General features: G+C 67.2%; 21 protein-coding genes. 12 read left to right on the top strand and 9 right to left on the bottom strand.

Features of this window, described 5'->3' with window-relative positions:
• Positions 1 to 5 precede the first annotated feature (5 nt).
• The 4 genes from NU688_RS31870 to NU688_RS31855 all read left to right on the top strand — a co-directional run bounded on the left by NU688_RS31870 (position 6) and on the right by NU688_RS31855 (position 4,520).
• Positions 6 to 800, top strand: coding sequence for an enoyl-CoA hydratase/isomerase family protein (locus NU688_RS31870; RefSeq protein ID WP_257864895.1), 795 nt, complete (start codon positions 6 to 8; stop codon positions 798 to 800).
• A 16-nt stretch (positions 801 to 816) separates the two neighbouring features.
• Positions 817 to 1,488 carry a DUF4126 domain-containing protein gene (locus NU688_RS31865; RefSeq protein WP_257864894.1) on the top strand — a complete coding sequence of 224 codons (672 nt, stop codon included), beginning with the start codon at positions 817 to 819 and terminating at the stop codon, positions 1,486 to 1,488.
• Entirely contained in the window at positions 1,481 to 3,481 is a 2,001-nt protein-coding gene (locus tag NU688_RS31860) for an acetyl/propionyl/methylcrotonyl-CoA carboxylase subunit alpha (protein WP_257864893.1), read from the top strand. The genes NU688_RS31865 and NU688_RS31860 overlap by 8 nt, the downstream gene beginning before the upstream one ends.
• A gap of 91 nt (positions 3,482 to 3,572) precedes the next feature.
• On the top strand, positions 3,573 to 4,520 hold the full coding sequence (locus NU688_RS31855) for a DUF4349 domain-containing protein (protein ID WP_257864892.1): 948 nt from the start codon (positions 3,573 to 3,575) through the stop codon (positions 4,518 to 4,520).
• Between the two features lie 18 nt (positions 4,521 to 4,538).
• Here the strand turns inward: NU688_RS31855 and NU688_RS31850 are convergent, their stop codons facing one another.
• A complete protein-coding gene (locus NU688_RS31850; protein WP_257864891.1) occupies positions 4,539 to 4,853 on the bottom strand; it encodes an EthD family reductase in 315 nt (104 codons plus the stop codon).
• Between the two features lie 95 nt (positions 4,854 to 4,948).
• On the opposite strand from NU688_RS31850, the gene NU688_RS31845 reads away from it, so the two are divergent.
• The 7 genes from NU688_RS31845 to NU688_RS31815 all read left to right on the top strand — a co-directional run bounded on the left by NU688_RS31845 (position 4,949) and on the right by NU688_RS31815 (position 10,590).
• Positions 4,949 to 5,869, top strand: coding sequence for a glyoxylate/hydroxypyruvate reductase A (locus NU688_RS31845; protein ID WP_257864889.1), 921 nt, complete (start codon positions 4,949 to 4,951; stop codon positions 5,867 to 5,869).
• Between the two features lie 211 nt (positions 5,870 to 6,080).
• Entirely contained in the window at positions 6,081 to 7,001 is a 921-nt protein-coding gene (locus NU688_RS31840; RefSeq protein WP_257864887.1) for a hydroxymethylglutaryl-CoA lyase, read from the top strand.
• Positions 7,002 to 7,003: 2 nt separating this feature from the next.
• On the top strand, positions 7,004 to 7,492 hold the full coding sequence (locus NU688_RS31835) for a YbaK/EbsC family protein (RefSeq protein ID WP_257864886.1): 489 nt from the start codon (positions 7,004 to 7,006) through the stop codon (positions 7,490 to 7,492).
• On the top strand, positions 7,489 to 7,764 hold the full coding sequence (locus tag NU688_RS31830) for a DUF1289 domain-containing protein (protein ID WP_257864884.1): 276 nt from the start codon (positions 7,489 to 7,491) through the stop codon (positions 7,762 to 7,764). The genes NU688_RS31835 and NU688_RS31830 overlap by 4 nt, the downstream gene beginning before the upstream one ends.
• Entirely contained in the window at positions 7,761 to 8,408 is a 648-nt protein-coding gene (locus NU688_RS31825) for a 2-hydroxychromene-2-carboxylate isomerase (RefSeq protein ID WP_257864882.1), read from the top strand. The genes NU688_RS31830 and NU688_RS31825 overlap by 4 nt, the downstream gene beginning before the upstream one ends.
• A gap of 180 nt (positions 8,409 to 8,588) precedes the next feature.
• Positions 8,589 to 10,283 (top strand): MFS transporter, encoded by a 1,695-nt coding sequence (locus tag NU688_RS31820; RefSeq protein WP_257864881.1) that lies wholly within the window; start codon positions 8,589 to 8,591, stop codon positions 10,281 to 10,283.
• A gap of 157 nt (positions 10,284 to 10,440) precedes the next feature.
• Entirely contained in the window at positions 10,441 to 10,590 is a 150-nt protein-coding gene (locus NU688_RS31815; protein ID WP_164546835.1) for a hypothetical protein, read from the top strand.
• Between the two features lie 30 nt (positions 10,591 to 10,620).
• On the opposite strand, the gene NU688_RS31810 is transcribed toward NU688_RS31815, so the two are convergent.
• The 3 genes from NU688_RS31810 to NU688_RS31800 form a co-directional block, all read right to left on the bottom strand.
• Positions 10,621 to 11,736: an ABC transporter substrate-binding protein gene (locus NU688_RS31810; RefSeq protein WP_257864880.1), complete on the bottom strand. Its 1,116-nt coding sequence runs from the start codon at positions 11,734 to 11,736 to the stop codon at positions 10,621 to 10,623.
• A gap of 175 nt (positions 11,737 to 11,911) precedes the next feature.
• Complete coding sequence (locus tag NU688_RS31805; RefSeq protein WP_257864879.1) at positions 11,912 to 13,024, bottom strand: ABC transporter substrate-binding protein; 1,113 nt, start codon at positions 13,022 to 13,024, stop codon at positions 11,912 to 11,914.
• Positions 13,025 to 13,205: 181 nt separating this feature from the next.
• Positions 13,206 to 14,318, bottom strand: coding sequence for an ABC transporter substrate-binding protein (locus NU688_RS31800; protein ID WP_257864878.1), 1,113 nt, complete (start codon positions 14,316 to 14,318; stop codon positions 13,206 to 13,208).
• Positions 14,319 to 14,495: 177 nt separating this feature from the next.
• Here NU688_RS31800 and uvrA point away from each other — a divergent pair, with 177 nt between their 5' ends.
• Complete coding sequence (uvrA, locus tag NU688_RS31795) at positions 14,496 to 20,429, top strand: excinuclease ABC subunit UvrA (protein ID WP_257864980.1); 5,934 nt, start codon at positions 14,496 to 14,498, stop codon at positions 20,427 to 20,429.
• 39 nt (positions 20,430 to 20,468) lie between these two features.
• On the opposite strand, the gene NU688_RS31790 is transcribed toward uvrA, so the two are convergent.
• From NU688_RS31790 to NU688_RS31770, 5 genes are read right to left on the bottom strand one after another with little or no spacing between them, the layout of a single operon-like run.
• Positions 20,469 to 21,947, bottom strand: a complete 1,479-nt coding sequence (locus NU688_RS31790) for an NAD-dependent succinate-semialdehyde dehydrogenase (RefSeq protein WP_257864877.1) — start codon at positions 21,945 to 21,947, stop codon at positions 20,469 to 20,471.
• Between the two features lie 37 nt (positions 21,948 to 21,984).
• Positions 21,985 to 22,941: an agmatinase gene (gene speB, locus NU688_RS31785; protein WP_257864876.1), complete on the bottom strand. Its 957-nt coding sequence runs from the start codon at positions 22,939 to 22,941 to the stop codon at positions 21,985 to 21,987.
• A gap of 15 nt (positions 22,942 to 22,956) precedes the next feature.
• Positions 22,957 to 23,775, bottom strand: coding sequence for an ABC transporter permease (locus NU688_RS31780; RefSeq protein ID WP_257864875.1), 819 nt, complete (start codon positions 23,773 to 23,775; stop codon positions 22,957 to 22,959).
• A gap of 30 nt (positions 23,776 to 23,805) precedes the next feature.
• Positions 23,806 to 25,062 carry an ABC transporter permease gene (locus NU688_RS31775; protein WP_257864874.1) on the bottom strand — a complete coding sequence of 419 codons (1,257 nt, stop codon included), beginning with the start codon at positions 25,060 to 25,062 and terminating at the stop codon, positions 23,806 to 23,808.
• Positions 25,063 to 25,080: 18 nt separating this feature from the next.
• The gene (locus NU688_RS31770; protein WP_257864873.1) at positions 25,081 to 26,109 is read right to left on the bottom strand and encodes an ABC transporter substrate-binding protein; all 1,029 of its coding nucleotides are present in this window, start codon (positions 26,107 to 26,109) and stop codon (positions 25,081 to 25,083) included.
• Positions 26,110 to 26,160: the final 51 nt, after the last annotated feature.

Raw genomic sequence — 26,160 nt, 5'->3', positions numbered from 1 at the left:
ACGGCATGAGCAGCACCTTCACCAAACTGAATCTCTCCATCGACGGCGCCATCGCCCGCATCTGGCTCGATCAGCCCGACGCCCGCAATGCCTTCGACGACATCGTCATCGCCGAGCTGACGCAGGCCTTCACCGAAGCCGGCGCCGCGCCGCAGGTCAAGGCCATCGTGCTCGGCGCGAACGGCCCGGCCTTCTGCGCGGGCGCGAACCTCAACTGGATGCGCCGCATGGCCGACTTCACGCGGGGCGAGAACATCGCCGACGCGGGCAAGCTCGCAGCCATGCTGCGCACCATCGCCGAGTGCCCCAAGCCCACCATCGCGCGTGTGCAGGGCGATGTGTATGCCGGCGGAATGGGGCTGGTCGCGGCCTGCGACATGGCCGTGAGCGTGGACACCGCGTGGTATTGCCTCAGCGAAGTCAAGATCGGCCTCGTGCCCGCGACCATCAGCCCTTACGTGCTGCGCGCGATGGGCACGCGCGCCTCGCAGCGCTACTTCCTCACGGCCGAGCGCTTCACCGCCGCCGAGGCGCACCGCATCGGTTTCGTGCATGAAGTGGTGACCGCCGATGCGCTCGATGCCAAGGTCGATGAACTGCTGAAGGCGCTGACCGGCGCGAGCCCGGCCGCCGTACGCGCCTGCAAGCAGTTGATCGCCGACGTGGCCGGCCGCGAGATCGACGACGCGCTCATCGCGAAGACCGTCGAGGGCATCGCCGACATCCGCGCAAGCGACGAGGGTCGCGAGGGCGTGCAGGCCTTCTTGCAGAAGCGCAAGCCCTCCTGGCTCGCCGGCTGACAAGCAAGGACACGCCATGAACACGCTCGACATGCCCCAACTGCTCGCACTGTCCGCAGCCATCGGTTGGGCCAGCGGCGTGCGCCTGTACCTCGTCGTTCTGCTGACGGGGGTGGTCGGCTACTTCGGCTGGGTGCCGCTGCCGAGCGGGCTGCAACTGCTGGCGCATCCGGTGGTGATCGCGGCCAGCGGCTTCATGGTGTTCATCGAATTCTTCGCCGACAAGATCCCGGGCCTCGACTCGCTGTGGGATGTGGTGCACACCGCGATCCGCATTCCCGCGGGCGCCGCGCTCGCGGCCAGCGTGTTCGGCGCGGACCACGGCGTGATGGCCATCGTGGCCGCGCTGGTCGGCGGCGGCTTCGCGGCCACGGCGCATGCGGCCAAGGCCACGACGCGCGCGGCCATCAACACCTCGCCCGAGCCGTTTACCAACGTGGGCGCTTCGCTGGTCGAAGACACGATGGTGCCGGCGGGGTTGTGGCTCGCGGTGGCGCATCCGCTCGTTTTTCTTGTGCTGTTCGTCCTCGTGCTGGTGCTCAGCGTGTGGCTCATCCGCAAGAGCTGGCGCTTTCTGAGCGCGCTGTTCAGCCGCGTGGCCCGCATCTTCAGCGGCCGACCCGATCCGGGCGTCGTGCCTGCGTTTCAACTGAAAAAGAATCCTCCGGGAGACACTCCGAATGTTTAAGAAAATCCTGATCGCCAACCGTGGCGAGATTGCGTGCCGAGTTGCGGCAACTGCCCGTCGTATGGCGATTCGCACGGTCGCCGTGTACTCCGATGCCGACGCGCATGCCAACCACGTGCGTGCCTGCGACGAGTCGGTGCACATCGGAGGCAGCGCACCCAAGGAAAGCTACCTGCGTTGGGAGCGAATCCTCGAAGCCGCCAAGGCCACGGGCGCCGAGGCGGTGCATCCGGGCTACGGCTTCCTCAGCGAGAACGAAGAGTTCGCGCAGGCCTGCGCCGACGTGGGCCTGGTTTTCATCGGCCCGCCGCCCTCGGCGATCAAGGCGATGGGCCTGAAGGCCGAGTCGAAACAATTGATGGAGAAGGCCGGCGTGCCGCTGGTGCCCGGCTACCACGGCCACGACCAGGACCCGGCGCTGTTGCAGCGCGAAGCCGACCGCATCGGCTACCCGGTGCTCATCAAGGCGAGCGCGGGCGGCGGCGGCAAGGGCATGCGGGCGGTCGACAAGGCCGCGGATTTCGAGGCCGCGCTGGCCTCGTGCAAGCGTGAGGCCATCAACAGCTTCGGCGACGACGCGGTGCTGATCGAGAAGTACGTGCAGCGCCCGCGCCACATCGAGATCCAGGTGTTCGGTGACGCGCACGGCAACTATGTCTATCTGTTCGAGCGTGACTGCTCGGTGCAGCGGCGCCACCAGAAGGTGCTGGAAGAAGCGCCCGCGCCCGGCATGACGGAAGCAATGCGCAAGGAGATGGGCGATGCGGCCGTGGCTGCCGCGCGTGCCGTGAACTACGTCGGCGCCGGCACCGTCGAGTTCATCGTCGAGCAGCGCGAAGGCGGCGAGATGAACTTCTTCTTCATGGAGATGAACACGCGCCTGCAGGTGGAGCATCCGGTGACCGAAGCCATCACCGGCCTGGATCTCGTCGAATGGCAACTGCGCGTGGCCTCGGGCGAGACGTTGCCCTCGAAGCAGGCGGACCTGCAGATCCACGGCCACGCGATCGAAGCGCGCATCTGCGCCGAGAACCCCGACAACAACTTCCTGCCCGCCACCGGCACGCTGCGCGTTTATCGCAAGCCGCAAGCGACCGCCTTCCAGCGCAGCCGCGTGCGCATCGACGACGGCGTGCGCGAGGGCGGCGAGATCTCGCCCTTCTACGACTCGATGATCGCCAAGCTGATCGTGCACGGCAGCACGCGCGCCGAGGCGCTGGCCCGGCTCGACGCCGCGCTCGCGCAGGTGCAGATCGTGGGCGTGGCGACCAACGTGCAGTTTTTGCGCGGCATCCTCGCGACCGAATCGTTCTCGAAGGCGAACCTGGACACTGCGCTGATCGAGCGCGAGCGCACCGTGCTGTTCGACCGCGAGGCGCTGGGCCTGCCGCTGGCCGCAGCCGCCGCGATCACGCGCACGCTGATCACCGAGTGGCCTGCGAAGATGCCCGATCCCTTTGCCCGCCGCGACGGCTGGCGCGCGTTGGGCGAATACCGGCGCCACTTCGACTTCGAATTCCGCGGCGCTGAGCAGACGGCCGTGCTGACCTACAAGCGCGACGGCGGCCTCTGGCTCGAAGCCGGCGGCACGGCAGGGTCGCTGGTCATCGGCCAGTTCCCGACGGGCGAGTTCGAGGTCGAGTTCGGTGGCTCGCGCCAGACGCTGGATGTGCACATCGACGGCGCCACGGCTCACGTGTTCGCCGCGAAGGGCGCCACGAAGATCACCGCCATCGACCGCCTCGCCCACGCGGGCGACACCCAGGCCGAAGGCGGCCGGCTCACCGCGCCGATGCCTGGCAAGGTCGTGTCCTTCGCGGTGAAGGCCGGCGACAAGGTCAGCCGCGGCCAGCCGCTGGCGGTGATGGAGGCCATGAAGATGGAGCACACCATCGCAGCGCCCGCCGATGGCACGGTCGAAGAACTGATGTTCTCGCCCGGCGAGCAGGTGGCCGAGGGCGACGAATTGTTGCGGATGGCCGCCACAGCCTGACGAGTTTCGCGGGCCTCCCGCGAAATTCTTTAACCCCGTTGCGGGGGCTCGTCCGTATCAGCTGCGGTAGTCATCACTTCAAGGGGTTTTCATGATGCATCGCAAGCACCCGTTCTCGTCTCCTGCCACCGGCCGCCGGTCGGGCATCTTCCTGCTGGTCCTGGCGGCCGCCCTGTCGGTGGGCGGCTGCGACAGGCACAACGCCACGGGGGCAGCTCCCCCTCCCGCCGAACCCATCTCGGCCCCGGGCGGGTCCATGCGGATGAAGCAGGTGGCGAGGGAGGCCGAACAGCAAGCGCCTGCGGCCGCGGGCTCCGGCGCTTCCGATGTGCTCCAGGGCACGCCGCTGCAGCGCTATCTCGCGGTGCGGCAGGACCTGAATGTCGAAGTGGCCCCCGACCAGCTCGCCGACGCCTGGGGCAAGGTGCGCGACCTCTGCGGCACGCTGCAGTGCGAGCTGCTGTCGTCCTCGCTGCTGCGCGAGACGCCGCAGCAGCCCGGCAACGCGATGCTCGAGATGCGCGTGGCCCCGGCCGACGTCGACAAGCTGCTCAGCGGGTTGGCCGGCGTGGCCAATGTGGTGTCGCAGAACACCACGAGCGAGGACAGGACGGCCGAGGTGATCGACGTCGAGGCGCGCATCAAGAACCGCGTCGAGTTCCGCGACAGCCTGCGCCTCATGCTGCGCGACAAGACGACCAAGCGCGACATGTCCGACCTGCTGGAAATACAGCGCACGCTGGCCGACACTCAGGCCGAGCTCGACAGCAGCGCCACGCAGCGCAAGGTGCTCGAGCAGCAGACCACCAAGCAGCACATCCAGATCCAGTTCACGCCGACGCGCACGCTGTCGCAGGGCGGCCGCAGCTACAACCCGATGATGCGTGCGCTGCGCGAAGCCGGTTCGGTGCTGGCGGAAAGCGTGGGCGTGCTCATCACCTTCCTGGCGGCGGTGTTGCCGTGGGTGTTGCTGGTGGGGCTGCCGATGGTGTGGCTGGTGCGCTTGGTGTGGCGCCGCCGCCGCGCGAAGGCGGCGTGAGCGGGGTGGTGTGGGCGATCAGCCCACCACCACTTCACTGATCTGTATCACCGGCGTAATGTCGGTGTAGTTCCTGACGTCGTCCCTGATCTCCTTCGCATGCGGCCCGAACGCTGTCTGGAAGGCCTCGACCGATTCGCTGAGCACGTGGCACATGCCGACGTAGGTGGGCGGGGTTCCGGGCGCACCGCCGGCCAGTCCCTTCTCGATGATGTACGAGATGCAGGCATCGCCCAGGCGCGCCTTCAGCAGCGGCATGTGCTTGTCGCGGTAATAGGCGTGGTCGAAGCGGGCGTCTGCCGCGTAGGGGTACATCACGCTGAATCTGATCATGGGTGTCTCCTGATGAGGTGGGTGAGTGGGTGGGTGGCGTTCGAGCATAGCCATCCATGGGCATCGCGTCAGCGCCCTCACTAAGATTCGTCCCCATGCGAATCACCGTCTACCTCACCGACAACCGCCCAGACCTCTGGATCGAAGGCCTGCAGGCCGAACTCCCCGATGCCGTCATCGAAGCCTGGAAGCCCGGCGCGCCGCAGGCCGACCATGCCGTGGTGTGGGCGCCGCCGCAGGAATTCATCGACCAGCAGCCACAGCTGCGCGGCATCTTCAACATCGGCGCGGGCGTCGATGCGCTGCTCAAGCTCAAGGTGCCCGCGCACACGCGCATCGTGCGGCTCGACGATGCGGGCATGTCGGTGCAGATGGCCGAATACGTGTGCCACACGCTGATCCGCCACTTCCGCGAGTTCGATGTGTACGAGGCCGATGCACGCGAAGGCAAGTGGAGCTACCGCAAGCCGAAGCTGCGGCGTGACTTTCCGGTCGGCATCATGGGGCTCGGCGTGCTGGGCGAACGCGTGGCCAAGGCCGTTGCGCAGTTCGAGTTTCCGGTGCTGGGCTGGAGCCGCTCGCCCAAGGCCATCGATGGCGTGCAGGTGTTCAACGGCGAGGCGCAGTTCGACGAATTCCTTTCGTCCACGCGCGTGCTGGTCAACCTGCTGCCGTTGACCGAGGCCACGCGCGGCATCCTGAACCGCAAGACGCTGGGCAGGCTTTTGCCCGAGGGCTATCTGATCAGCATTGCGCGCGGCGGGCATCTGGTTGAAGACGACCTCATTCCGATGCTCGATGCCGGCGAACTCGCGGGCGCGACGCTCGATGTGTTCCAGGTCGAACCGCTGCCGGCCGACCACGCCTTCTGGCGCCACCCGAAGATCACCGTGACGCCGCACGGCTCGGCGCGCACGCTGCGCGAGGAGTCCATCACCCAGATCGCCGGAAAGATCCGCGCGATGGAAGAGGGGCAGCCGATCAACGGCATCGTCGATCCCGTTCGGGGCTACTGACGCCACGTACTGCCGACGATCCCGCCATGGAAAGGCGGCCCAGTTGGGAAACCCCCCGGCGCTTTTGTTGGGGGGACCGCGGCTGGCGCCATTTGCAACCCCGCTGGCGCGCATTGCTACCTTCCTGAACTTGTGTACCAGGCAGGGTGTTCCCAGGTGGCCGACAATCCAAGGCGGCTTTTTCCTCCTCCCGCGACACAAGAGACATCCCATGAAACTCCCCACCCGCGTCAAGCTCGTCGACGTCGGCCCGCGCGACGGCCTGCAGAACGAAAAGCAGCCCGTCTCGGCCGAGATCAAGATCGGCCTCGTGCACCGCCTGCAGGACGCGGGGCTCAAGGAAATCGAAGTCACCAGTTTCGTCTCGCCCAAGTGGGTGCCGCAGATGGCCGACAACGCCGAGGTGATGCACGGCATCCGGCGCAAGCCCGGCGTTCTCTACTCGGTGCTCACGCCCAACATGAAGGGCTTCGAGGCCGCCATTGCCGCTCCGCGCGAGGAGTGGCCCGACGAGATCGTGGTGTTCGGCGCCGCGAGCGAGGCCTTCAGCCAGAAGAACATCAACTGCTCGATCGCCGAGAGCATCGAGCGCTTTGCACCCGTGGTGGCCGCGGCGCTCGAGAAGGGCATCCGAGTGCGCGGCGCGATGTCGTGCACCGTCGGTTGCCCCTATGAAGGCGAGATCGCGCCGGCCAAGGTCGGCTACCTCGCGCAGTTGATGAAGGGCATTGGCGTGCAGCGCGTGGACGTGGCCGACACCATCGGCGTGGGCACGCCGCGCAAGGTGCAAGCGGCTATGGAGGCCACGCTGGCGCACTTCGATGTAGCCGCCATTTCCGGCCACTTCCACGACACCTACGGGCAGGCGCTGGTCAACACGCTGGCGGCGCTCGAGATGGGCGTGTGGAACTTCCAGTCGTCTTCGGCGGGGCTGGGTGGCTGCCCCTACGCCAAGGGCGCGACGGGCAACGTCGCGACCGAGGACGTGGTCTACATGCTGCACGGCATGGGCATCGAGACCGGCATCGACCTGGACAAGCTGATCGACGCGGGCGTCTACATCAGCGAGGCGCTGGGGCGCGAGCCGAATTCCCGGGCGTCCAAAGCGATCCGCACCAAGCGAGCCGGTTGACGATGTGCGGCTCTGAACTCCACTCCCTGCCCGAAGGCGTGCAGCGCGTCTCCCGCGTGCTGCAGGACGCCGGCCATCCTCATTCGCCACGCATGCTCGACGACGCCTGCCGCACCGCGCAGCAGGCGGCCGATGCGCTCGGCATCTCCGTCGGGCAGATCGCCAAGAGCATCATCTTCCGGCGCAAGAGCGACGACGTGGCGGTGCTGGTCATCACCTCGGGCGACAAGCGGGTGGACGAGAAGAAAGTCGACGCGCTCATCGGCAAGACCGGCCGCGCCGATGCCGAGTTCGTGAAGGCGCGCACCGGCTTCACCATCGGTGGCGTGTCGCCCGTGGGGCACGCGACCAAACCGGTGGTGCTGATCGACCGCGAGCTGTTCCGCTTCGAGGACATCTGGGCCGCGGCGGGCCATCCGCACGCGGTGTTCCAGTTGAGGCCGCAGGACCTCGAAACGCTCACCGGCGCACCGGTGGCGGACGTGGTTTGAACTTCGCGGAAGCCGAGACCCTGGCCGCACGCGCGGTGGCCGTGCGTGATCTGCCCGAAGACGTTCCCTCGCCCTGCACCTCGGTCTGCCGCATGGACCGCCTGAGCGGCTTCTGCGAAGGGTGCCTGCGCACCATTCCCGAGATCGCGGGCTGGAGCAAGATGGAAGACGACGCGCGCCGCGGCGTGTGGCGCGCGATAGAGTTGCGGGCCCGGGCCGGCATCTGGCGTGTCCCAGAAATCCCGGAACCCTCCGGAGACAACGACGCATGAAGCACATCGACTTCTATCTCGACTTCATCTCGCCCTACGCGCACCTCGCGTTCGAGCACCTGCCAGAGGCGCTCGAAAGGCTGAGCTATAGCGTGGCCTACAAGCCGGTGCTGCTCGGCGCGCTGCTGAAGCAACACGGCCAGCTCGGGCCGGCCGAGATTCCGTCCAAGCGCAGCTGGACCTACCGCCATGTGCTGTGGCTCGGGCATGCGAACGGCATCCAGATCGAGATGCCGGCCTCGCACCCCTACAACCCGCTCGCGCACCTGCGTCTCGCACTTTCGACATCGGACGACGGCAGCATCAGCCGGCTGGTCGCCGAGACCATCTTCCGCCACGTGTGGCGCGGCGGCGAAGAACCCGGCGATGCCGCGCGTCTCGCTGCGCTCACCGCGCAACTGCAGCCCAAGCGCGAAGCGGGCAGCGACGAGAGCAAGGCGCTTCTGAAGCGCAACACCGACGAAGCGCTCGCGCTCGGCGTGTTCGGTACGCCGGCCTATGTGGTGGACGGGCGTCTCTTCTGGGGCTTCGACGGCCTCGCGATGCTGCGTTCGTACCTGTCGGGTGACGCGTGGTTCGATGGCCCGCAATGGGCCGGTGCCGACCAGCGCCCCTCGGCTTTGCTGCGCAGCAGCAAGCCCTGAGGACAAACCCGCGCAGGGTTGCGATTTCTTACAGGCTGAAACGCGCCCCGCGGGTTTCACCTTAATCCGTAAGCATCGGTTCAGTTTCGCGCAAGCCTCGGGTCAGTCACGCCTCCAAGAATGCCTCACGGTCCCGGATATCGGGTGCCGCATGAACGCAAACACACAGGAGACGACGCAATGGCCGCCACACTAGATTCACGGGGAGTGCCGCACCCGGCCCCCCGGCCCATGTCCTCGGAGGAGAAGAAAGTCATCTTCGCCTCCTCGCTCGGCACCGTGTTCGAGTGGTACGACTTCTACCTCTACGGTTCGCTCGCCGCGATCATTGCCAAGCAGTTCTTCAGCGGCCTGGATCCGGCCGCCGGGTTCATCTTCGCGCTGCTGGCGTTTGCGGCCGGCTTCCTGGTGCGTCCGTTCGGCGCCATCGTGTTCGGCCGCCTGGGCGACATGATCGGGCGCAAGTACACCTTCCTGGTGACGATCCTGATCATGGGCCTGTCGACCTTCATCGTCGGCTTGCTGCCCAGCTACGCGACCATCGGCGTCGCGGCGCCGGTGATCCTGATCGCGCTGCGCATGCTGCAGGGCCTGGCGCTCGGCGGCGAGTACGGCGGTGCGGCCACCTACGTGGCCGAGCACTCGCCGCACGGCAAGCGCGGCGCGTACACCTCGTGGATCCAGACCACGGCAACGCTGGGCCTGTTCCTGAGCTTGCTGGTGATCCTGGGCGTGCGCGAGTTCATGGGCGAAGCGGCGTTCAACGACTGGGGCTGGCGCATTCCGTTCCTGGTGTCGATCCTGCTGCTCGGCATCTCGGTGTGGATTCGTCTCTCCCTGAGCGAATCGCCCGCCTTCCAGAAGATGAAGGCCGAGGGCAAGACCTCGAAGGCGCCGCTGTCCGAATCGTTCGGCGAGTGGAAGAACCTGAAGATCGTGATCCTGGCGCTGGTCGGCCTCACGGCGGGCCAGGCGGTGGTCTGGTACTCGGGCCAGTTCTACGCGCTGTTCTTTCTGACGGCACAGCTGAAGGTGGATTCGACCACCGCCAACCTGATGATCGCCGCCGCGCTGCTGCTCGGCACGCCGTTCTTCGTGGTCTTCGGCACGCTGTCTGACAAGATCGGCCGGAAGCCCATCATCATGGCCGGGTGCCTGCTGGCCGTGGTCACCTACTTCCCGGTCTTCAAGATGCTGACCGAAGCCGCCAACCCCGATCTGGCCCGCGCGCAGGCCACGGCCGGCGTCACGGTGACGGCCGACCCGGCAACCTGTTCGTTCCAGGGCAATCCGGTGGCCCGCGAAATCGACTTCCGCAGTTCCTGCGACATCGCCAAGCGTTACCTCGTGCAGAACTCGGTGAGCTATGAGAACGTGGCCGGCGCGCCGGGTTCGAAGGCCATCGTGAAGATCGGCGACAAGACGGTCGAAGCGCCCGTCGGCAACGTGGTGAACTCCAAGTTCGACGAAGGCTCGGCCAAGGAAATCGCGGCCTTCAAGAAGGGCGTGGCCGAAGACCTGAAGATCGCGGGCTACCCGGCGAAGGCCGACCCCGCCAAGATCAACAAGGTGCTGACGATCGTGCTGCTGTTCTGGCTGGTGCTGCTGGTGACGATGGTCTACGGCCCGATCGCGGCGATGCTGGTCGAGTTGTTCCCCACGCGCATCCGCTACACCTCGATGAGCCTGCCGTATCACATCGGCAACGGCTGGTTCGGCGGCCTGCTGCCGACCACGGCCTTCGCCATCGTGGCCTCCACCGGCAACATGTACAACGGCCTCTGGTACCCGATCATCATCGCGGGCATCACGCTGGTGATCGGCACCATCTTCATCCGCGAGACGAAGGACGTGGACATCTACGCGAACGACTGATCGCACGCATCGCACATATCGCATGTGCGAGAGGAGGGCTGCGGGAGCGGTCCTCCGTTCAACAAAGGGGCTTCATGCCATCCATCGGCATGAGGCCCTTTTCTTGAACCCCTTGAACCCTCCTCACCATCCCCATCCTCTTCAGGAGACAGCACCCATGTGGAAAATCGTCGTCGGCTTCGTCATCTTTGCCGCCATTGCCCTGTACGTGATCTCGAAGGCCGGTGACAAGGTCGACATGTCGGGCGAGAAGCATGGTGGCGACACCACCACGCACGAGCCTGCACCTGCCGCTGCGCCCAAGTAAGTAAGAAGCAGAAAACGCGGCGGGGGCAAGCTACCTCTTGAAGCGGCCCTCGCTGATGATCGACAGGTCGACGTAGTCGATGCCCGAATGGTCGGTCGGCGAGTAGTTCACGTCGAGCCCGCCGCCCACGTCGTACTGGAAGCTGTTGAGCGTGGCGAGCAGCCGGGCACGCGTGGGCTTGGGGCCCGTGCGGCGCAGCGCTTCCACCAGCACCTTGGTGGCGACGAAGCCCTCGAGCAGCGCGGGCGACAGTTCGTTCTGCCCCTTGGCCTTCGCGAGCGCCATGGCTTCCTTGATCAGTGGATGGCCGAAGGAGCGCTCGTACGGCAGCACCTGCGTGACGATCACACCGCCGCTCGATGCGCCCAGCTCCTTGATGAAGCCCGACGCGGCGTTGTTCGACAGCGTGATCACCTGCGCCGCCGAGCCCGCCGCGCGCAGCGCCTTCACGCCTTCGGTGACCGCCGTGCCCGAAGCGATCCAGAGCACGGCCTGCACGTTCGCCTGCGTCAACGGCGGAACGATGGTGCCGTAGTCGGGCTTGCGGCGGTCCGCCGGCACCAGCACCGCGGGCTTGATCTTCGCGCTCTCGAAGCCGCGGTTCGCACCCACCATGGCGTCGGTGGCGAAGGCGGAATCCTGCTCCTGCACCACGCCGATGCGCTGGATGCCGATGGTGTGCAGGTGCTGCACAGCCTTCTCGGCCTCGCGCTGATAGGTCGAACGCACGTTGAAGATGTACTTCTGCACCGGCGCGTGCAGCACCATCGCGCCGGAGGAAGGACCGACCAGCGGCACGCCGTACTTCTCGAGCAGGGGAATCACGGCCGTCGCGTTGGGCGTTCCGCGGTTGAGCAGCAGGGCAATGACCTTCTTGTCCTCGATCAGCGTGCGCGAGTTCTCCACGGTGCGTTTGGGATCGAAACCGTCGTCCATGCGGATCACCTCGATCCGCTCGCCGTTGATGCCGCCCTGGGCGTTGACCTGGTCGATGAGCAGCTGCGAGCCCAGGATCGCCTCCTTGACGCTGGCGGAGACAAGACCGGAGAGGTCGGCCGACTGGCCGATCACGATCTGGGCCGACGCTCCTTGGGTGATCGCCGCCAGCAGGAGTGCGGCGGTGCAGGACTTGAACATCTTCTTCATCGAGCGAGGTCTTTCCACGAACTGGTCGTCATTGTCAAAAGATGTGTAGTGTGTTTCTTTAAGTGACATTTCTGTGCATGTGGAAACCCTGCGGACCGTTGTTTTCAATGTCCCAAAAGAAACGGCCCGCCGGGTGCGCCGGCGGGCCGTGTTTGGGGAGGAGGGGAGGCTGCGGTCAGCGCTTGAACCGGCCCTCGCTGACGATCGACAGATCGACATAGTCGATGCCCGAGTGGTCCGTCGGCGAGTAGTTCACATCGACCCCGCCGCCCGCGTCGTACTGGAAGCTGTTGAGCGTGGCGATGAGCTTCGCGCGCGTGGGCTTCGGCCCCGTGCGGCGCAGCGCCTCCACCAGCACCTTGGTGGCGACGAAGCCCTCGAGCAGCGCCGGCGACAACTCGTTCTGCCCCTTGGCCTTCGCGAGCGCCAGCGCTTCCTTGATCAGCGGATGGCCGAACGAGCGCTCATAGGGCAGCACCTGCGTGATGATCACGCCCGCGCTCGCCGAGCCCAGTTCCTTGATGAAGCCCGACGCGGCGTTGTTCGACAGCGTGATGATCTGCGCCGCCGAGCCCGCGGCCCGCAACGCCTTCACGCCTTCCGTCACCGCCGTGCCCGAGCCGATCCACAGCACCGCCTGCGCATTGGCCTTGGTGATCTGCGGCACGATCGCCGAGTAGTCGGGCTTGTTGCGGTCGGCCAGCGCAATCACCGCCGGCTTCAGGTTCGCCTTCTCGAAGCCCTTGTTCGCACCTTCCATCGCATCCTTGCCGAAGGAGTCCTCGGCCTGGACCACGGCGATGCGCTGGATGCCGGTGGTCTGCAGGTGCTGCACCGCCTTCTCGGCCTCGCGCTGGTAGGTCGAGCGCACATTGAAGATGTTCTTCTGCAGCGGCTTGTGCAGCACCATGGCGCCGGTCGACGGGCCGACCAGCGCCACGCCGTATTTGTCGAGCAGCGGGATCACCGCGATCGTGTTGGGCGTGCCGCGGTTCAGCAGCAGCGCGACGACCTTCTTCTCCTCGATCAGGATGCGGGTGTTTTCGAGCGAGCGCTTGGCGTCGAGGCCGTCGTCGAGGCGGATCACCTCGATCTGCTCGCCGTTGATGCCGCCCTGGGCGTTGACCTGGTCGATCACCAGTTGCGAACCCAGGATCGTTTCCTTCACGCTGGCCGCCACCGGGCCCGAGAGGTCGGCCGACTGGCCGATCAGGATCTGGGCCGAAGCGCCCGGGGCAGCCAACGCCAGCAGCAACGCAGCGGCGCAGGACGTGAACATCGTCTTCATCGGGCAAAGCCTTTCCACGAGGCGTGCGCCCCTGTCAGAAGATGTGTAATGTGTTGCTGCAAGTGACATTTAGTTTCCCGTAGAAACCCTGTCAGAACTTTGTTTCCAGATCGCCAAAAACAACGGCCCGCCGGGGAGGCCGGCGGGCCGTGGTCAGAGGAGATTTCGGAGGGGCGGAAGGTCAGCGCTTGAACCGCCCGTCGCTGATGATCGCCAGGTCCGCGAAGTCGATGCCGCTGTGGTCCTGCGGCGTGTAGCTCACCTCGAGCCCGCCGCCGAGGTCGTAGCTGCGGATGCTTTCCAGCGCGGCCAGCACCTTGGCGCGCGTGGGCTTGGGCCCCGCGCGGCGCAGGGCCTCGACCAGCACCTTCGCCGAAGCGAAGCCCTCGAGCGCAGCAGGCGAAAGTTCTGCCTGCCCCTTGGCCTTGGCCAGCGTGAGCGCCTCCTTCACCATCGGCTGGCCGAGCGAGCGCTCGTTCGGGAACACCTGCGTCACGATCACGCCGCGGCTCGCATCGCCCAGCTGCTTGATGAAGCCCGACGAGGCGTTGTTCGACAGCGTGACCACCTGCGCCGCCGAGCCCGACGCACGCAGCGCCTTGATGCCGTCGACCACCGCCACGCCCGAGCCGATCCACAGCACCGCCTGCGCGTTGGCGTCCTTGATGGCCGGCACGATGGTCGCGTAGTCGGGCTTGTCGCGGTCGGCCGGAATGGTCACCGTCGGCGTGGTCTTGCCCTTGGTGAAACCGGTCATCGCGCCTTCGAGCGCGTCCTTGCCGAACGAGTCGGTCACATACACCACAGCGATGCGCGTGAGCCCGGTAGTCAAGAGGTGCTGCACCGCCTTCTCGGCCTCGCGCTGGTAGGTGGCGCGCACGTTGAACACATGCTTTTGCAGCGGCTTGTGCAGCACCATGGCGCCGGTGGAAGGGCCGATCAGCGCCACCTCGTTCTTGTCGAGCCACGGAATGATCGCCTGCGAGTGCGGCGTGCCGCGGCTCATGAAGAGCGCCACCACTTTTTTGTCTTCGATCAGCACGCGGGCGTTGTCGCTGGCGCGCTTCACGTCGAAGGCGTCGTCCATGCGGATCACCTCGATCTTCTCGCCGTGGATGCCGCCCTGGGCGTTGGCCGCATCGATCACCAGCTGCGCGCCGCCGATGGTCTCGTTCACGCTCGCGGCGACCGAGCCGGTCATGCCGGCGGTCTGGCCGATGAGGATCTGGGCCGAGGCGCCCATCGCCGTCAACGCCAGCAGGGCCGCGACGCAAAGCGTGCGCATCTTCGTCATGGGAAGCCTTTCGAGGGAAGCCCTCGTTTAAATGAAAACAAACGTGCTATTTGTTTCCGAAAGTGTCTTCCAGATGAATACGGACAAACCCCTGCGCGAGCGCAGACCTTGTGATGCAGTGCACGGATGCGTCATGGACCACTCCCTAGAATGTTTGCCCCACCCCCCAAGGCACTCATGACACAGGGCTCCATCCGGATTCGCGGCGCGCGCCAGCACAACCTCCAGAACCTCGACCTCGACATCCGCACAGGCGAGATGACCGTGGTCACCGGGCCCAGCGGCTCGGGCAAATCGAGTCTCGTGTTCGACACCCTCTACGCCGAAGGCCAGCGGCGTTATGTGGAAACCTTCTCCGCCTACGCGCGCCAGTTCCTGGACCGGATGGACAAGCCGGCCGTCGACAAGGTGGAGGGCGTGCCGCCCGCCATCGCCATCGACCAGACCAACCCGGTGCGCTCCTCGCGCTCCACGGTCGGCACGATGACCGAGCTGAACGACCACCTGAAGCTGCTCTACGCCCGTGCGGCGCAGCTGTTCGACCGCGAAACGGCGCTGCCGGTGCGCCATGACTCACCCGACAGCATCTATGCCCAGATCGCCGAGCGCGCGGCTGCAGCGGGCGATCCGCGGCTGGTCATCACCTTCCCGGTCGAGCTGCCGGCCGGCACGTCGGCCGAAGAAGTGACGCAATGGCTCTCGGCCAGCGGCTTCACGCGCGTGCAGTCCGAGCGCGAGGTGGCCACGCCCACCGGCCCGCGCAAGGTGCTCGACGTGGTGGCCGACCGCTTTCGCATCTCCAGCGCCGAGCGTTCGCGCGTGGTGGAGGCGATCGAGGTGGCGCTCAAGCGCGGCAGCGGGCGTGTCACCGTGCATGCGACCGGGGCTGAGGGGCCCGTCGCAGGGCCGCCCCAAGGCGGGCCAGCCCCCTCGGGGGGCAGCGAACCACACGAAGTGGGGAGCGTGGGGGTGATGTCTGCGCCCACTGATGTGTGGAAGTTCTCCACCGGCCTGCACTGCCCCGAGAGCGACATCCGCTACACCGATCCGATCCCGTCGATGTTTTCGTTCAACTCGGCGGTCGGCGCCTGCGACACCTGCCGCGGCTTCGGTCGCGTCATCGGTGTCGACCTCGGCCTCGTGATCCCGAACGACAAGCTCACGCTGCGCGCGGGCGCCATCAAGACGATCCAGACACCGGCGTGGAAAGAGGCGCAGGACGATCTCATGCGGCACGCCGAGGCCGCTGGCATTCCGCGCGACACGCCCTGGAACAAGCTCACCGACGAGCAGAAGCACTGGGTGATCGAGGGCACGCCCAACTACAAGGACGGCAACTGGAACAAGCAGTGGTATGGCGTGCGCCGCTTCTTCGGCTACCTGGAGAGCAAGGCCTACAAGATGCACATTCGCGTGCTCTTGTCCAAGTACCGCAGCTACACGCAATGCCCCGTCTGCAGCGGCGCGCGCCTGAAGCTGGACAGCCTGCTCTGGCGCATCGGCAGCAAGGAAGACGCTGACGCGGTGCTGCCTCCCGAGAAGCGCTTCATGCCGACCGGCGTGAAGTGGTCGCGCGCGCAGCTCGAAGCGCTGCCGGGCCTCTGCCTGCATGACCTGATGCTGCTGCCCATCGAGCGGCTGCGGCGCTTCTTCGATCGCATGGGCCAGGGATTCGCTCCCTCCCCCTCTGGGGGAGGGCAGGGGTGGGGGCATGCGGCCTCTGCAAAGGCTGTGGCGGTGGTGGAGGCCGAGAGCCCCCATCCCAACCTTCCCCCAGAGGGGGAAGGAGCGAGACACGGCGAAACCCAGGCCCTCAAACTCCTCTTCGAAGAAATCACCACCCGCCTGCGCTACCTGCACGACGTCGGCATCGGCTACCTCACGCTCGACCGCCAGAGCCGCACGCTCTCGGGCGGCGAGGTGCAGCGCATCAACCTCACCACCGCGCTCGGCACCTCGCTGGTCAACACCCTCTTCGTGCTCGACGAGCCCAGCATCGGCCTGCACCCGCGCGACATGAACCGCATCACCGAGGCCATGCTGCGCCTGCGCGATGCGGGCAACACGCTGGTGGTGGTCGAGCACGACCCGGCGGTCATGCTCGCGGCCGACCGTGTGATCGACATGGGCCCCGGCCCCGGCATCCGCGGCGGGCAGATCGTGTTCGACGGCACGACGGATCAACTGCGCGACGCCGACACGCTCACCGGCCAGTACCTGGGCGGGCGCAAGAAGATCGGCATGGGCTTCAAGCGGCTGGTGAGCGAGAACACGCACCGGCTCATCCTCGAAGGCGCGCGCGAGCACAACCTGCAGAACGTGACAGTCGAATTTCCGCTCGCGCGGCTGGTGTGCGTGACCGGCGTCAGCGGCTCGGGCAAATCGACGCTGATCCAGGACGTGCTCGCGCCCGCGCTCATGCGCCACTTCGGCAAGGCCACGGAAACGCCCGGTGCGCACGACCGCATGCTCGGCGCCGATCACCTGGGCGACGTGGTCTTCGTCGACCAGTCGCCCATCGGCAAGACCGCGCGCTCCAACCCCGCGAGCTACGTGGGCGCGTGGGACGCGATCCGCGAGATCTTCGCCACCGCGGCGCTCTCGCGCCAGCGCGGCTACACCGCAAGCAAGTTCAGCTTCAACTCGGGCGACGGGCGCTGCCCGACCTGCGGCGGCTCGGGCTTCGAGCACGTCGAGATGCAGTTCCTGTCGGACGTGTACCTGCGCTGCCCCGATTGCGACGGCAAGCGCTACCGCCCCGAAATCCTCGAAGTGCGCGTGGAGCGCAAAGGCAAGAACTACAACGTGGCCGACGTGCTCGACCTCACCGTGGCCGAGGCGGCAGTGGTGTTCGAGGCCGACCGCGACGTGCTGCGCGTGCTGCAGCCGATCTCCGATGTGGGCCTGGACTACGTCAAGCTCGGCCAGCCCGTGCCCACGCTCTCGGGCGGTGAGGCGCAGCGCCTGAAGCTCGCGGGCTTCCTCGCTGAAGCAGCAAAGAGCGCGACCGCGAGCAAGCAATCGGTCGCGCGCAAGGGCACGCTGTTCCTGTTCGACGAGCCGACCACGGGCCTGCACTTCGATGACATCGCGCGCCTGATGCGCGCGCTGCGCAAGCTGCTGGACGCCGGCCATTCGCTGATCGTCATCGAGCACAACCTGGACGTGATCCGCGCCAGCGACTGGCTCATCGACCTCGGCCCCGAAGGCGGCGAGGGCGGCGGCCAGGTGGTGGCCGAAGGCACGCCCGAGCAACTGCGCGAGAACCGCGCATCGCTCACCGGCGCCGCGCTGGCCGACTACGAACTGGCCATCGGCCCCGAGGCCTACAAGGTGGCCGAACGCGCGGCGCGGCGCTACATCGCGAACGCGAAGACGGCGCCCGGCAGCAACGCCATCGAGATCGTGAATGCGCGCGAGCACAACCTGAAGAACCTCAGCGTGAACATTCCGCGCGGCAAGTTCAGCGTGGTGACGGGCGTCAGCGGCTCGGGCAAATCGACGCTGGCCTTCGACATTCTTTTCAACGAAGGACAGCGCCGCTACCTCGAATCGCTCAATGCGTATGCGCGCAGCATCGTGCAGCCGGCGGGGCGGCCCGAGGTGGATGCGGTCTACGGCATTCCGCCGACCGTGGCCATCGAGCAGCGCCTCTCGCGCGGTGGCCGCAAGAGCACGGTGGGCACCACCACCGAGGTGTGGCACTTCCTGCGCCTCCTGTATGTGAAGCTGGGCATCCAGCACTGCATCCACGACGGCGCGGCCGTGCAGCCGCAGACGCCCGACAGCATCGCCGCGCAGCTGATGCGCAACTTCAAGGGCCAGCACATCGGCCTGCTCGCGCCGCTGGTGAGCAACCGCAAGGGCGTGTACACCGAGCTGGCCGACTGGGCGCGGCCGCGCGGCTTCACGCACCTGCGCGTCGACGGCGATTTCCTGCCGACGACGGGCTTCCCGCGCATCGACCGCTTCAAGGAGCACAGCATCGAGCTGCCCGTGGCCAGCCTCGACGTGCTGCCCTCGAAGGAGAACGAGCTGCGCGAGGCGCTCACCAAGGCGCTCGAGCACGGCAAGGGCGTGGTGCATGTGCTGAGCCAGCTCGACGGCCTCAAGGCCGCGATGATGGCGGGCGTCTCGGCCTCGGGCATCGGCCGCGTCAACGTGTTCTCCACGCTGCGCGCCTGCCCGGTCTGCAGCACCAGCTACGCCGAACTCGATCCGCGCCTCTTCAGCTACAACAGCAAGCACGGCTGGTGCCCCGATTGCGTGGGCACGGGCGTCAAGCTCAGCAAGGACCAGCGCAAGGTCTTCGACGATTCGATCCGCGACGACGACAACAAGGGCCGCGAGCAGACCTTTGCCGAGCCCGAGGTCGAAGACCTGGCCGACACGGCCTGCCCGACCTGCTCCGGAACGCGCCTGAACGCCACGGCGCGCGCGGTGGGCTTCGGCACCGCGGCCGACGGCTCGGGCGGCATCGGCATCACCGAGCTCGCGCGCATGAGCGTGACCGAGGTGCGCCAGTGGTTCGAAGGGCTGGTGCTCACCGGCCGCGAAGCCGAGATCGCACGCGACCTCGTGCCCGAGATCAAGAGCCGCCTCGAATTCCTTGAAGAAGTGGGGCTGGGCTATCTGACGCTCGACCGCGGCGCGCCCACGCTGAGTGGTGGCGAGGCGCAACGCATCCGCCTGGCCGCGCAGCTCGGCAGCAACCTGCAGGGCGTGTGCTACGTGCTCGACGAGCCGACCATCGGCCTGCATGCGCGCGACAACCAGATCCTGCTGAACGCGCTGCACAAGCTCGGCGAGAAGGGCAACACGCTGGTGGTGGTGGAGCACGACGAGGACACCATCCGCCGCGCCGATCACATCATCGACATCGGTCCGAGCGCTGGCAAGCGCGGCGGACGGCTCGTGGCCGAAGGCTCGGTGGCCGATATCGAGGCGGCGGGCGAATCGCAGACCGGCCGTTACCTCCGCGATGCCATCAAGCATCCGCTGCAGGCCCGGCGCCTGATCCCCTCGCCCGACCCGAAGGCGGAAGACAGCGGCAACTGGTTCACCGTGCACGGCGCCGACCTGCACAACCTGCAGCACGTGACCGCCACCCTGCCGCTGCATCGCCTTGTGGTGGTCACCGGCGTCAGTGGCTCGGGCAAGTCCACGCTCGCGCGCGACGTGCTGCTGACCAACGTGCAGGCGATCGTGATCCAGCGCATGACCAAGGCCGGCCGCGATGCCGATGCCGCGGGCAAGCGCCCGGGCTGGACTGGCTGCAGCAGCGTCGATGGCTACGAAGTCATCGACCGCGTGCTCGAAGTCGACCAGACCCCCATCGGCAAGACGCCGCGCAGCTGCCCGGCCACCTACATCGGCTTCTGGGACACCATCCGCAAGCTCTTCGCCGACACGCTCGAAGCCAAGGCGCGCGGCTACGGCCCGGCGCGCTTCAGCTTCAACACCGGCGAAGGCCGCTGCCCGGGCTGCGAAGGCGCGGGCGTGCGCACCATCGAGATGAGCTTCCTGCCCGACGTGAAGGTGCCCTGCGAGGTGTGCCACGGCGCGCGCTTCAACCCCGAGACGCTGGCCGTGAGCTGGCGCGGCAAGAGCATCGGCGACGTGCTGAAGATGGAGGTGGACGAGGCGGTCGAGTTCTTCTCGGCCATGCCCAACATCAGCCATCCGCTGCAGTTGCTGAAAGACGTGGGGCTCGGCTATCTCACGCTCGGCCAGCCCTCGCCCACGCTCTCGGGCGGCGAGGCGCAGCGCATCAAGCTGGTGACCGAGTTGAGCAAGGTGCGCGACGACATCACCCGCCGCGGCCAGAAGGCGCCGCACACGCTCTACGTGCTCGACGAGCCGACCGTGGGCCTGCACATGGCCGACGTCGAGAAGCTGATCCACGTGCTGCACCGGCTGGTGAACGGCGGGCACAGCGTGGTGGTGATCGAGCACGACCTCGACGTGATCGCCGAAGCCGACTGGATCATCGACCTCGGGCCCGAAGGCGGCAACGCCGGCGGGCGCATCGTGGCCGCGGCACCGCCGGAAGAGGTGGTGCGGCTGGGCACGCACACCGGCGTGGCGCTCAAGCCGGTGCTGGCGAGATAGCGGGCAGGGCGGGGACCGGTCCCCGCCCTGCCGTGCTTCTTATTTCTGGATGTCGCCCAGGCAGAGGTACTTGATCTCCACGTAGTCGTCCATCCCGTGGTGCGAGCCTTCGCGTCCCAGGCCCGACTGCTTCACGCCGCCGAAGGGCACGTGCTCGGTGGCGATCACGCCCGCGTTGATGCCCACCATGCCGTACTCCAGCGCTTCCGCCACACGGAAGATGCGCCCCACGTCGCGCGTGTAGAAGTAGCTCGCCAGGCCGAACTCGGTGTTGTTCGCCGCGTCGATGCCGTCCTGTTCGGTCTTGAAGCGGAACACGGGGGCGAAGGGACCGAAGGTTTCTTCCCGCGCGCACAACATGTCGGCGGTGGCTTCGGCCACCACGGTCGGCTCGAAGAACTGGCCCTGCATCCTGTGGCCGCCCGCCAGCACCTTGCCGCCCTTGGCGACGGCGTCGGCCACATGGCGCTGCACCTTGTCGACGGCCGCTTCCTCGATCAGCGGGCCCTGCACCACGCCGTCCTCGAAGCCGTTGCCGACCTTGAGCGCCTTGACCCTGGCCGCGAACTTCTCGACGAAGGCGTCATAGATGCCGTCCTGCACATACAGCCGGTTCGCGCACACGCAGGTCTGGCCGGCGTTGCGGTACTTGCTCGCCATGGCGCCTTCGACTGCGGAGTCCAGATCCGCATCGTCGAACACCAGAAAAGGCGCGTTGCCGCCCAGCTCCAGCGACAGCTTCTTGACCGTCGGCGCGCACTGGCTCATGAGGATGCGGCCCACTTCGGTGGACCCCGTGAAGCTCAGGTGGCGAACGACGTCGCTCTCGCACAGTTCCTTGCCGATCGCGATGCTGTTCTGGCTGTCGGCCGTGAGCACGTTGAGCACGCCCGCCGGAATGCCGGCGCGCACCGCCAGTTCCGCCGCGGCCAGCGCGGTCAGCGGCGTGAGTTCGGCCGGCTTGATGATCACCGTGCAACCCGCGGCCAGCGCCGGCGCCACCTTGCGGGTGATCATCGCGAGCGGAAAATTCCATGGCGTGATCGCCGCGCACACGCCGATGGCCTGCTTCATCACCAGCAGGCGGCGGTTGTTGTCGAACTGCGGCAGCACCTCGCCGTTCACGCGCTTGGCCTCTTCGGCGAACCACTCGACGAAGCTCGCGCCATAGGCGACCTCGCCCTTGGCCTCGGCAAAGGGCTTGCCCTGCTCGGCGGTCATCAGGCGGCCGAGGTCTTCGGTGTTGGCGATCAGCAGGTCGAACCACTTGCGCAGCACGATGCTGCGCTCCTTGCCGGTCTTGCCGCGCCAGGCGGCCAGCGCCTTGTTGGCGGCGGCAATGGCGCGCACGGCGTCCGCCCGCGCGAGGTTGGCCACATCGACCAGCTTCAGTCCGGTGGCCGGGTCGTTCACGTCGAAGCGGCCGGCGCCCCTTGTCCATTCGCCGGCAATCAGCGCATCGGTCTTGAGCAGGGTCGGGTCGTTCAGCAGCGCGAGGGGAGAGGTTCTGGTGTCCATGGTGTCGTGTTGTCTAGCAAGGAGTGGGTCGCCGGTGTCAGCGAAAGGGCACGCCGGGAAGCACGCACAGCATTTCGTAGAGCAGGTTGGCGCCGAGCAGTGCGGTGTTTCCGCTCGTGTCGTAAGGCGGGCTGACCTCCACCAGGTCGGCGCCCACCACGTTCAGGCCGCGGCAGCCGCGCACGATCTCCAGCGCCTGCGGCACGGTGAGCCCACCGATCTCGGGCGTTCCGGTGCCGCCGGCGAACGAGGGATCGATGCCGTCGATGTCGAAGCTGATGTAGACCGGGTGCGTGGGCCCGATGCGCTCGCGCACTTGCGCCATCAGCGGCGCGAGCGACCGGTACCAGACCTCGTGCGCCTGCACCACGGTGAAGCCCTGTTCGCGCGGCCAGTCGAAATCGTCCGCCGCATAGCCGGTGCCGCGCAGGCCGATCTGCCAGACCTTGTCGCAGGCCAGCAGGCCTTCTTCGACCGCGCGCCGGAATGGTGTGCCGTGGGCGATGCGCTCTCCGAACATGTCGTCGTTCACGTCCGCATGGGCATCTACGTGCACCAGCGCCACCGGGCCATGCCTGCGTGCCACCGCACGCAGGATCGGCAGCGCGATGGTGTGGTCGCCGCCGAGCGTCAGCGGCGTGCAGCCGGCGGCCAGCACCGTGTCGTAGAAGGCCGAGACGATGTCGACCGATTTCTCGAGCGAGTAGGTGTTGATCGGCACGTCGCCCAGGTCGGCCACGTTCAGCCGGTCGAAAGGCGCGGCGCCGGTGGCCATGTTGTAGGGGCGCAGCAGCGCCGACTCGGCGCGGATCTGGCGTGGCCCGAAGCGCGCGCCCGGCCGGTTGGAGGTGCCGATGTCCAGCGGCACGCCGATGAACGCGGCGTCGAGGCCCTCGGGGGAGGTTGCGGCCGGCAGCCGCATCATCGTGCCGGGGCCGGCGAAGCGCGGCATCGTGTTGCCGCCGAGCGGCTGGTTCGGGGTGGTCGTGGGCATTGCAGGCAAGGCGGTTCAGCGCCGCCGGCCGCGCAACCATTCGAGCGCGAGCAGCAGCGTGGTGGTGAAGACGATCAGCAGCGTCGCAACCGCGGCGATGGTGGGCGAGATGTTCTCGCGGATGCCGGTGAACATCTGACGCGGCAGCGTGACCTGGTCGGGCCCCGCGAGGAACAGCGTGACCACCACTTCGTCGAACGAGGTGGCAAAGGCGAACAGCGCACCCGAGATCACGCCCGGCGCAATCACCGGCAGCGTGATGCGCATGAAGGTCCTGAACGGCGTTTCGCCCAGGCTCAGCGATGCGCGCACCAGGTTCTGGTTGAAGCCGGCCAGCGTGGCCAGCACGGTGGTCAGCACGAACGGTGCGCCCAGCGCGGCATGCACCACGATCAGACCGAAGTAGGTGTCGGCCAGGCCGATGGGCGCGAAGTAGAGGTACGTGGCGACGCCCACCACCACGATGGGCACCACCATCGGCGAGATCAGCACGCTCATGAGCAGGCCCTTGAAGGCGAAGCTCGTGCGCGACAGCCCCACCGCCGCGAGCGTGCCCAGCACGGTGGCCAGCACCGTGGCGGCCGGCGCGACGATGAAGCTGTTGCGCGCCGCGCGCGCCCACTCGGGCGACTCGAAGAGGTTGCGGTACCAGCGCAGCGACCAGCCGGGAATCGGATAGGCCAGGAACGAGCTGTCGGAGAACGACAGCGGAATCACCACCAGGATGGGCGCCAGCAGAAAGGCCAGCACCGCGACGCAGCCCGCGCGCACCGCCCACCAGCCGAGCTTGTCGGCGAAGGTGGCGTAGGCCGGGAAGTGAGGGAGCTTGAACATGCGTGTGTGTCTTTCGTGCTGTCGTGCGGTTCAGCCGAGGCTCAGTTCGGCCTTGCCGATGCGGCGGTACACGGCATACAGCAGCAGCGTGGCGACCAGCAGCACGGTGCCCAGCGCGCAGGCCATGCCCCAGTTGACTTCCACGTTGGTGTAGCGCGCGATGTAGTAGCTCAGCATCTGGTCGTCCGCGCCGCCCAGGAGCGCCGGCGTGACGTAGTAGCCGATGGCCAGGATGAAGACCAGCAGCGCACCCGCGCCGATGCCCGGATAGGTCTGCGGCACGTAGACGCGGAAGAACGCCGCCAGCGGCGAACTGCCCAGCGAGACGGCCGCGCGCAGGTAGGTGGGCGGCACGCTCTTCATCACGCTGTAGAGCGGCAGGATCATGAAGGGCAGCAGGATGTGCACCATCGCGATGATCACGCCGGTGCGGTTGAACAGCAGCGCCAGCGGATGGTCGATGAGGCCGATGCCCATGAGGCCGCGGTTGACCAGCCCCTCGGATTGCAGCAGCACGATCCACGCCGCCACGCGCACCAGGATGGACGTCCAGAACGGCACCAGCACCAGGATCATCAGCACGTTGGCCTTGCGCGCCGGCAGCGTCGACAGCCACCAGGCCAGCGGATAGGCCAGCAGCAGGCAGAAGAAGGTGACGACGGCGCTGATCTGGAAGGTGCGCAGCAGGATGCCGGCGAACGCGCGCTGGTCGGCGGGCATGCGCTCCACGTCGCCGGCCACGTCGCGCCGCAGGTCGACCGAGGCGAGCAGGTAGTCGGGCGTCCAGCGCGAGCCGTTCTTGGCAATCGCCTGCCAGTACGGCGCTTCGCCCCAGCGCGGATCGATTGCCAGCATGCGCGCCTTGATTTCTTCCGGCGTGCCGGCGATGGGCAGCGCCCGGAAGGTGCCCATCACGAGCGAGCGGGCGCCCGCGATCTCGGTGTTGAGGCGGCGCGCCAGGGCGCCCGCGTCGGAGCTGTCGGGCAGCTGGCCGAGGTCGGCCGCAATGGCGGCATAGGCCGCCGGCGCGGGCGCCTCCTTGCGGTTCCATCCGTCGAGCGCGCGCACGGTGCGCGGCAGCGCGTTGGCCACCTCGGGGTTCTCGACCGCGCGCTGCAGCAGCGCCACGATGGGCACCAGCAGCGTGAGCAGCAGGAACACCAGCAGCGGCACCGTGAGCGCGAAGGCGCGCCACTTGCGGCGGGCGTCGGCGCGTGCCAGCGCACGCCGTAGCTCGCCGGGTGGCGCCTCTGCCGAACCGAGGGGGGCAGTCGTTGCCGCGTGCATGGCCTCTTGCCTGCCCGCTTACTGCGTGGCCCAGGATGCAAAGCGCTTCTCGAGCGCCTCGCCTTGGTCGGCCCAGAAGCCGACGTTGAACTGCAGCGAGTCCTTGGCGTTGGTCGCCGAGGTCGGCAGGTCGGCCAGCACCTTGCTGCTGAGCGAAGCCAGCGCCTTGGTGTTGGCGGGGCCGTAGGCGATGTTCTGGGCATAGACCGCCTGGTTGGCCGGCTGCATCGCGAACTGGATGTACTTGAGCGAAGCCTCCTTGTTCGGCGCGCCCTTCGGAATCACCAGGTAGTCCAGGTCGTAGATGCCGCCCGGCCAGTAGATCTTGAGGTCGCGGCCTTCGCGGTTGGCCGCGTCGATGCGGCCGTTGTACACGGTGGTCAGCACCACGTCGCCGGCCACCAGGAACTGCGGCGGCTGCGCACCGGCCTCCCACCACTGGATGTTGGGCTTGAGCTCGGTGAGCTTCTTGAAGGCGCGGTCGGCGCCGTCCTTGGTGGCGAGCACCTTGTAGACATCGGCCGGCTTCACGCCGTCGGCCATGAGCGCGAACTCCAGGTTGTAGCGCGCGCCCTTGCGCATGCCGCGCTTGCCGGGGATCTTCTTCACGTCCCAGAAGTCGGCCCAGCTGCTGGGCGCGGTCTTGAGCTTCTCGCCGTTGTAGGCCATGACGGTGGACCACACGAAGAGGCCGACGCCGCAGTCGGTGATCGCGGCGGGAAGGAAGTCGGCCTTGTTGCCGATCTTGGAATAGTCGAGCTTCTCGAACAGGCCCTCGTCGCAGCCGCGCGCCACATCGGGCGACTCGACCTCGACCACGTCCCAGGTGACCTTCTTCGTCTCGACCATGGCCTTGATCTTGGCCTGTTCGCCGTTGTATTCGACCGGGATGATCTTGGTGCCGGCCTTCTCGTAGGGCTCGTAGTACGCCTTCTTCTGGGCATTGGCGTTGGCACCGCCGAAGTTGACCACGGTGAGCTGCTGCTGGGCGAAGGCCGGCAGCGCGAAGCTGACGGCGACGGTGCAGGCGAGGAGGGTCTTTTTCATGGAGAAGTCTTTCGGGGTGATGAAAGGAAAGAAGAAAACGGGAGGGAAGGG

Source organism: Variovorax sp. ZS18.2.2, assembly GCF_024701975.1.
Lineage (GTDB): Bacteria > Pseudomonadota > Gammaproteobacteria > Burkholderiales > Burkholderiaceae_C > Variovorax.
Note: the sequence above shows the minus strand (reverse complement) of the source record. Positions and strands in the feature narration are given on the sequence as shown.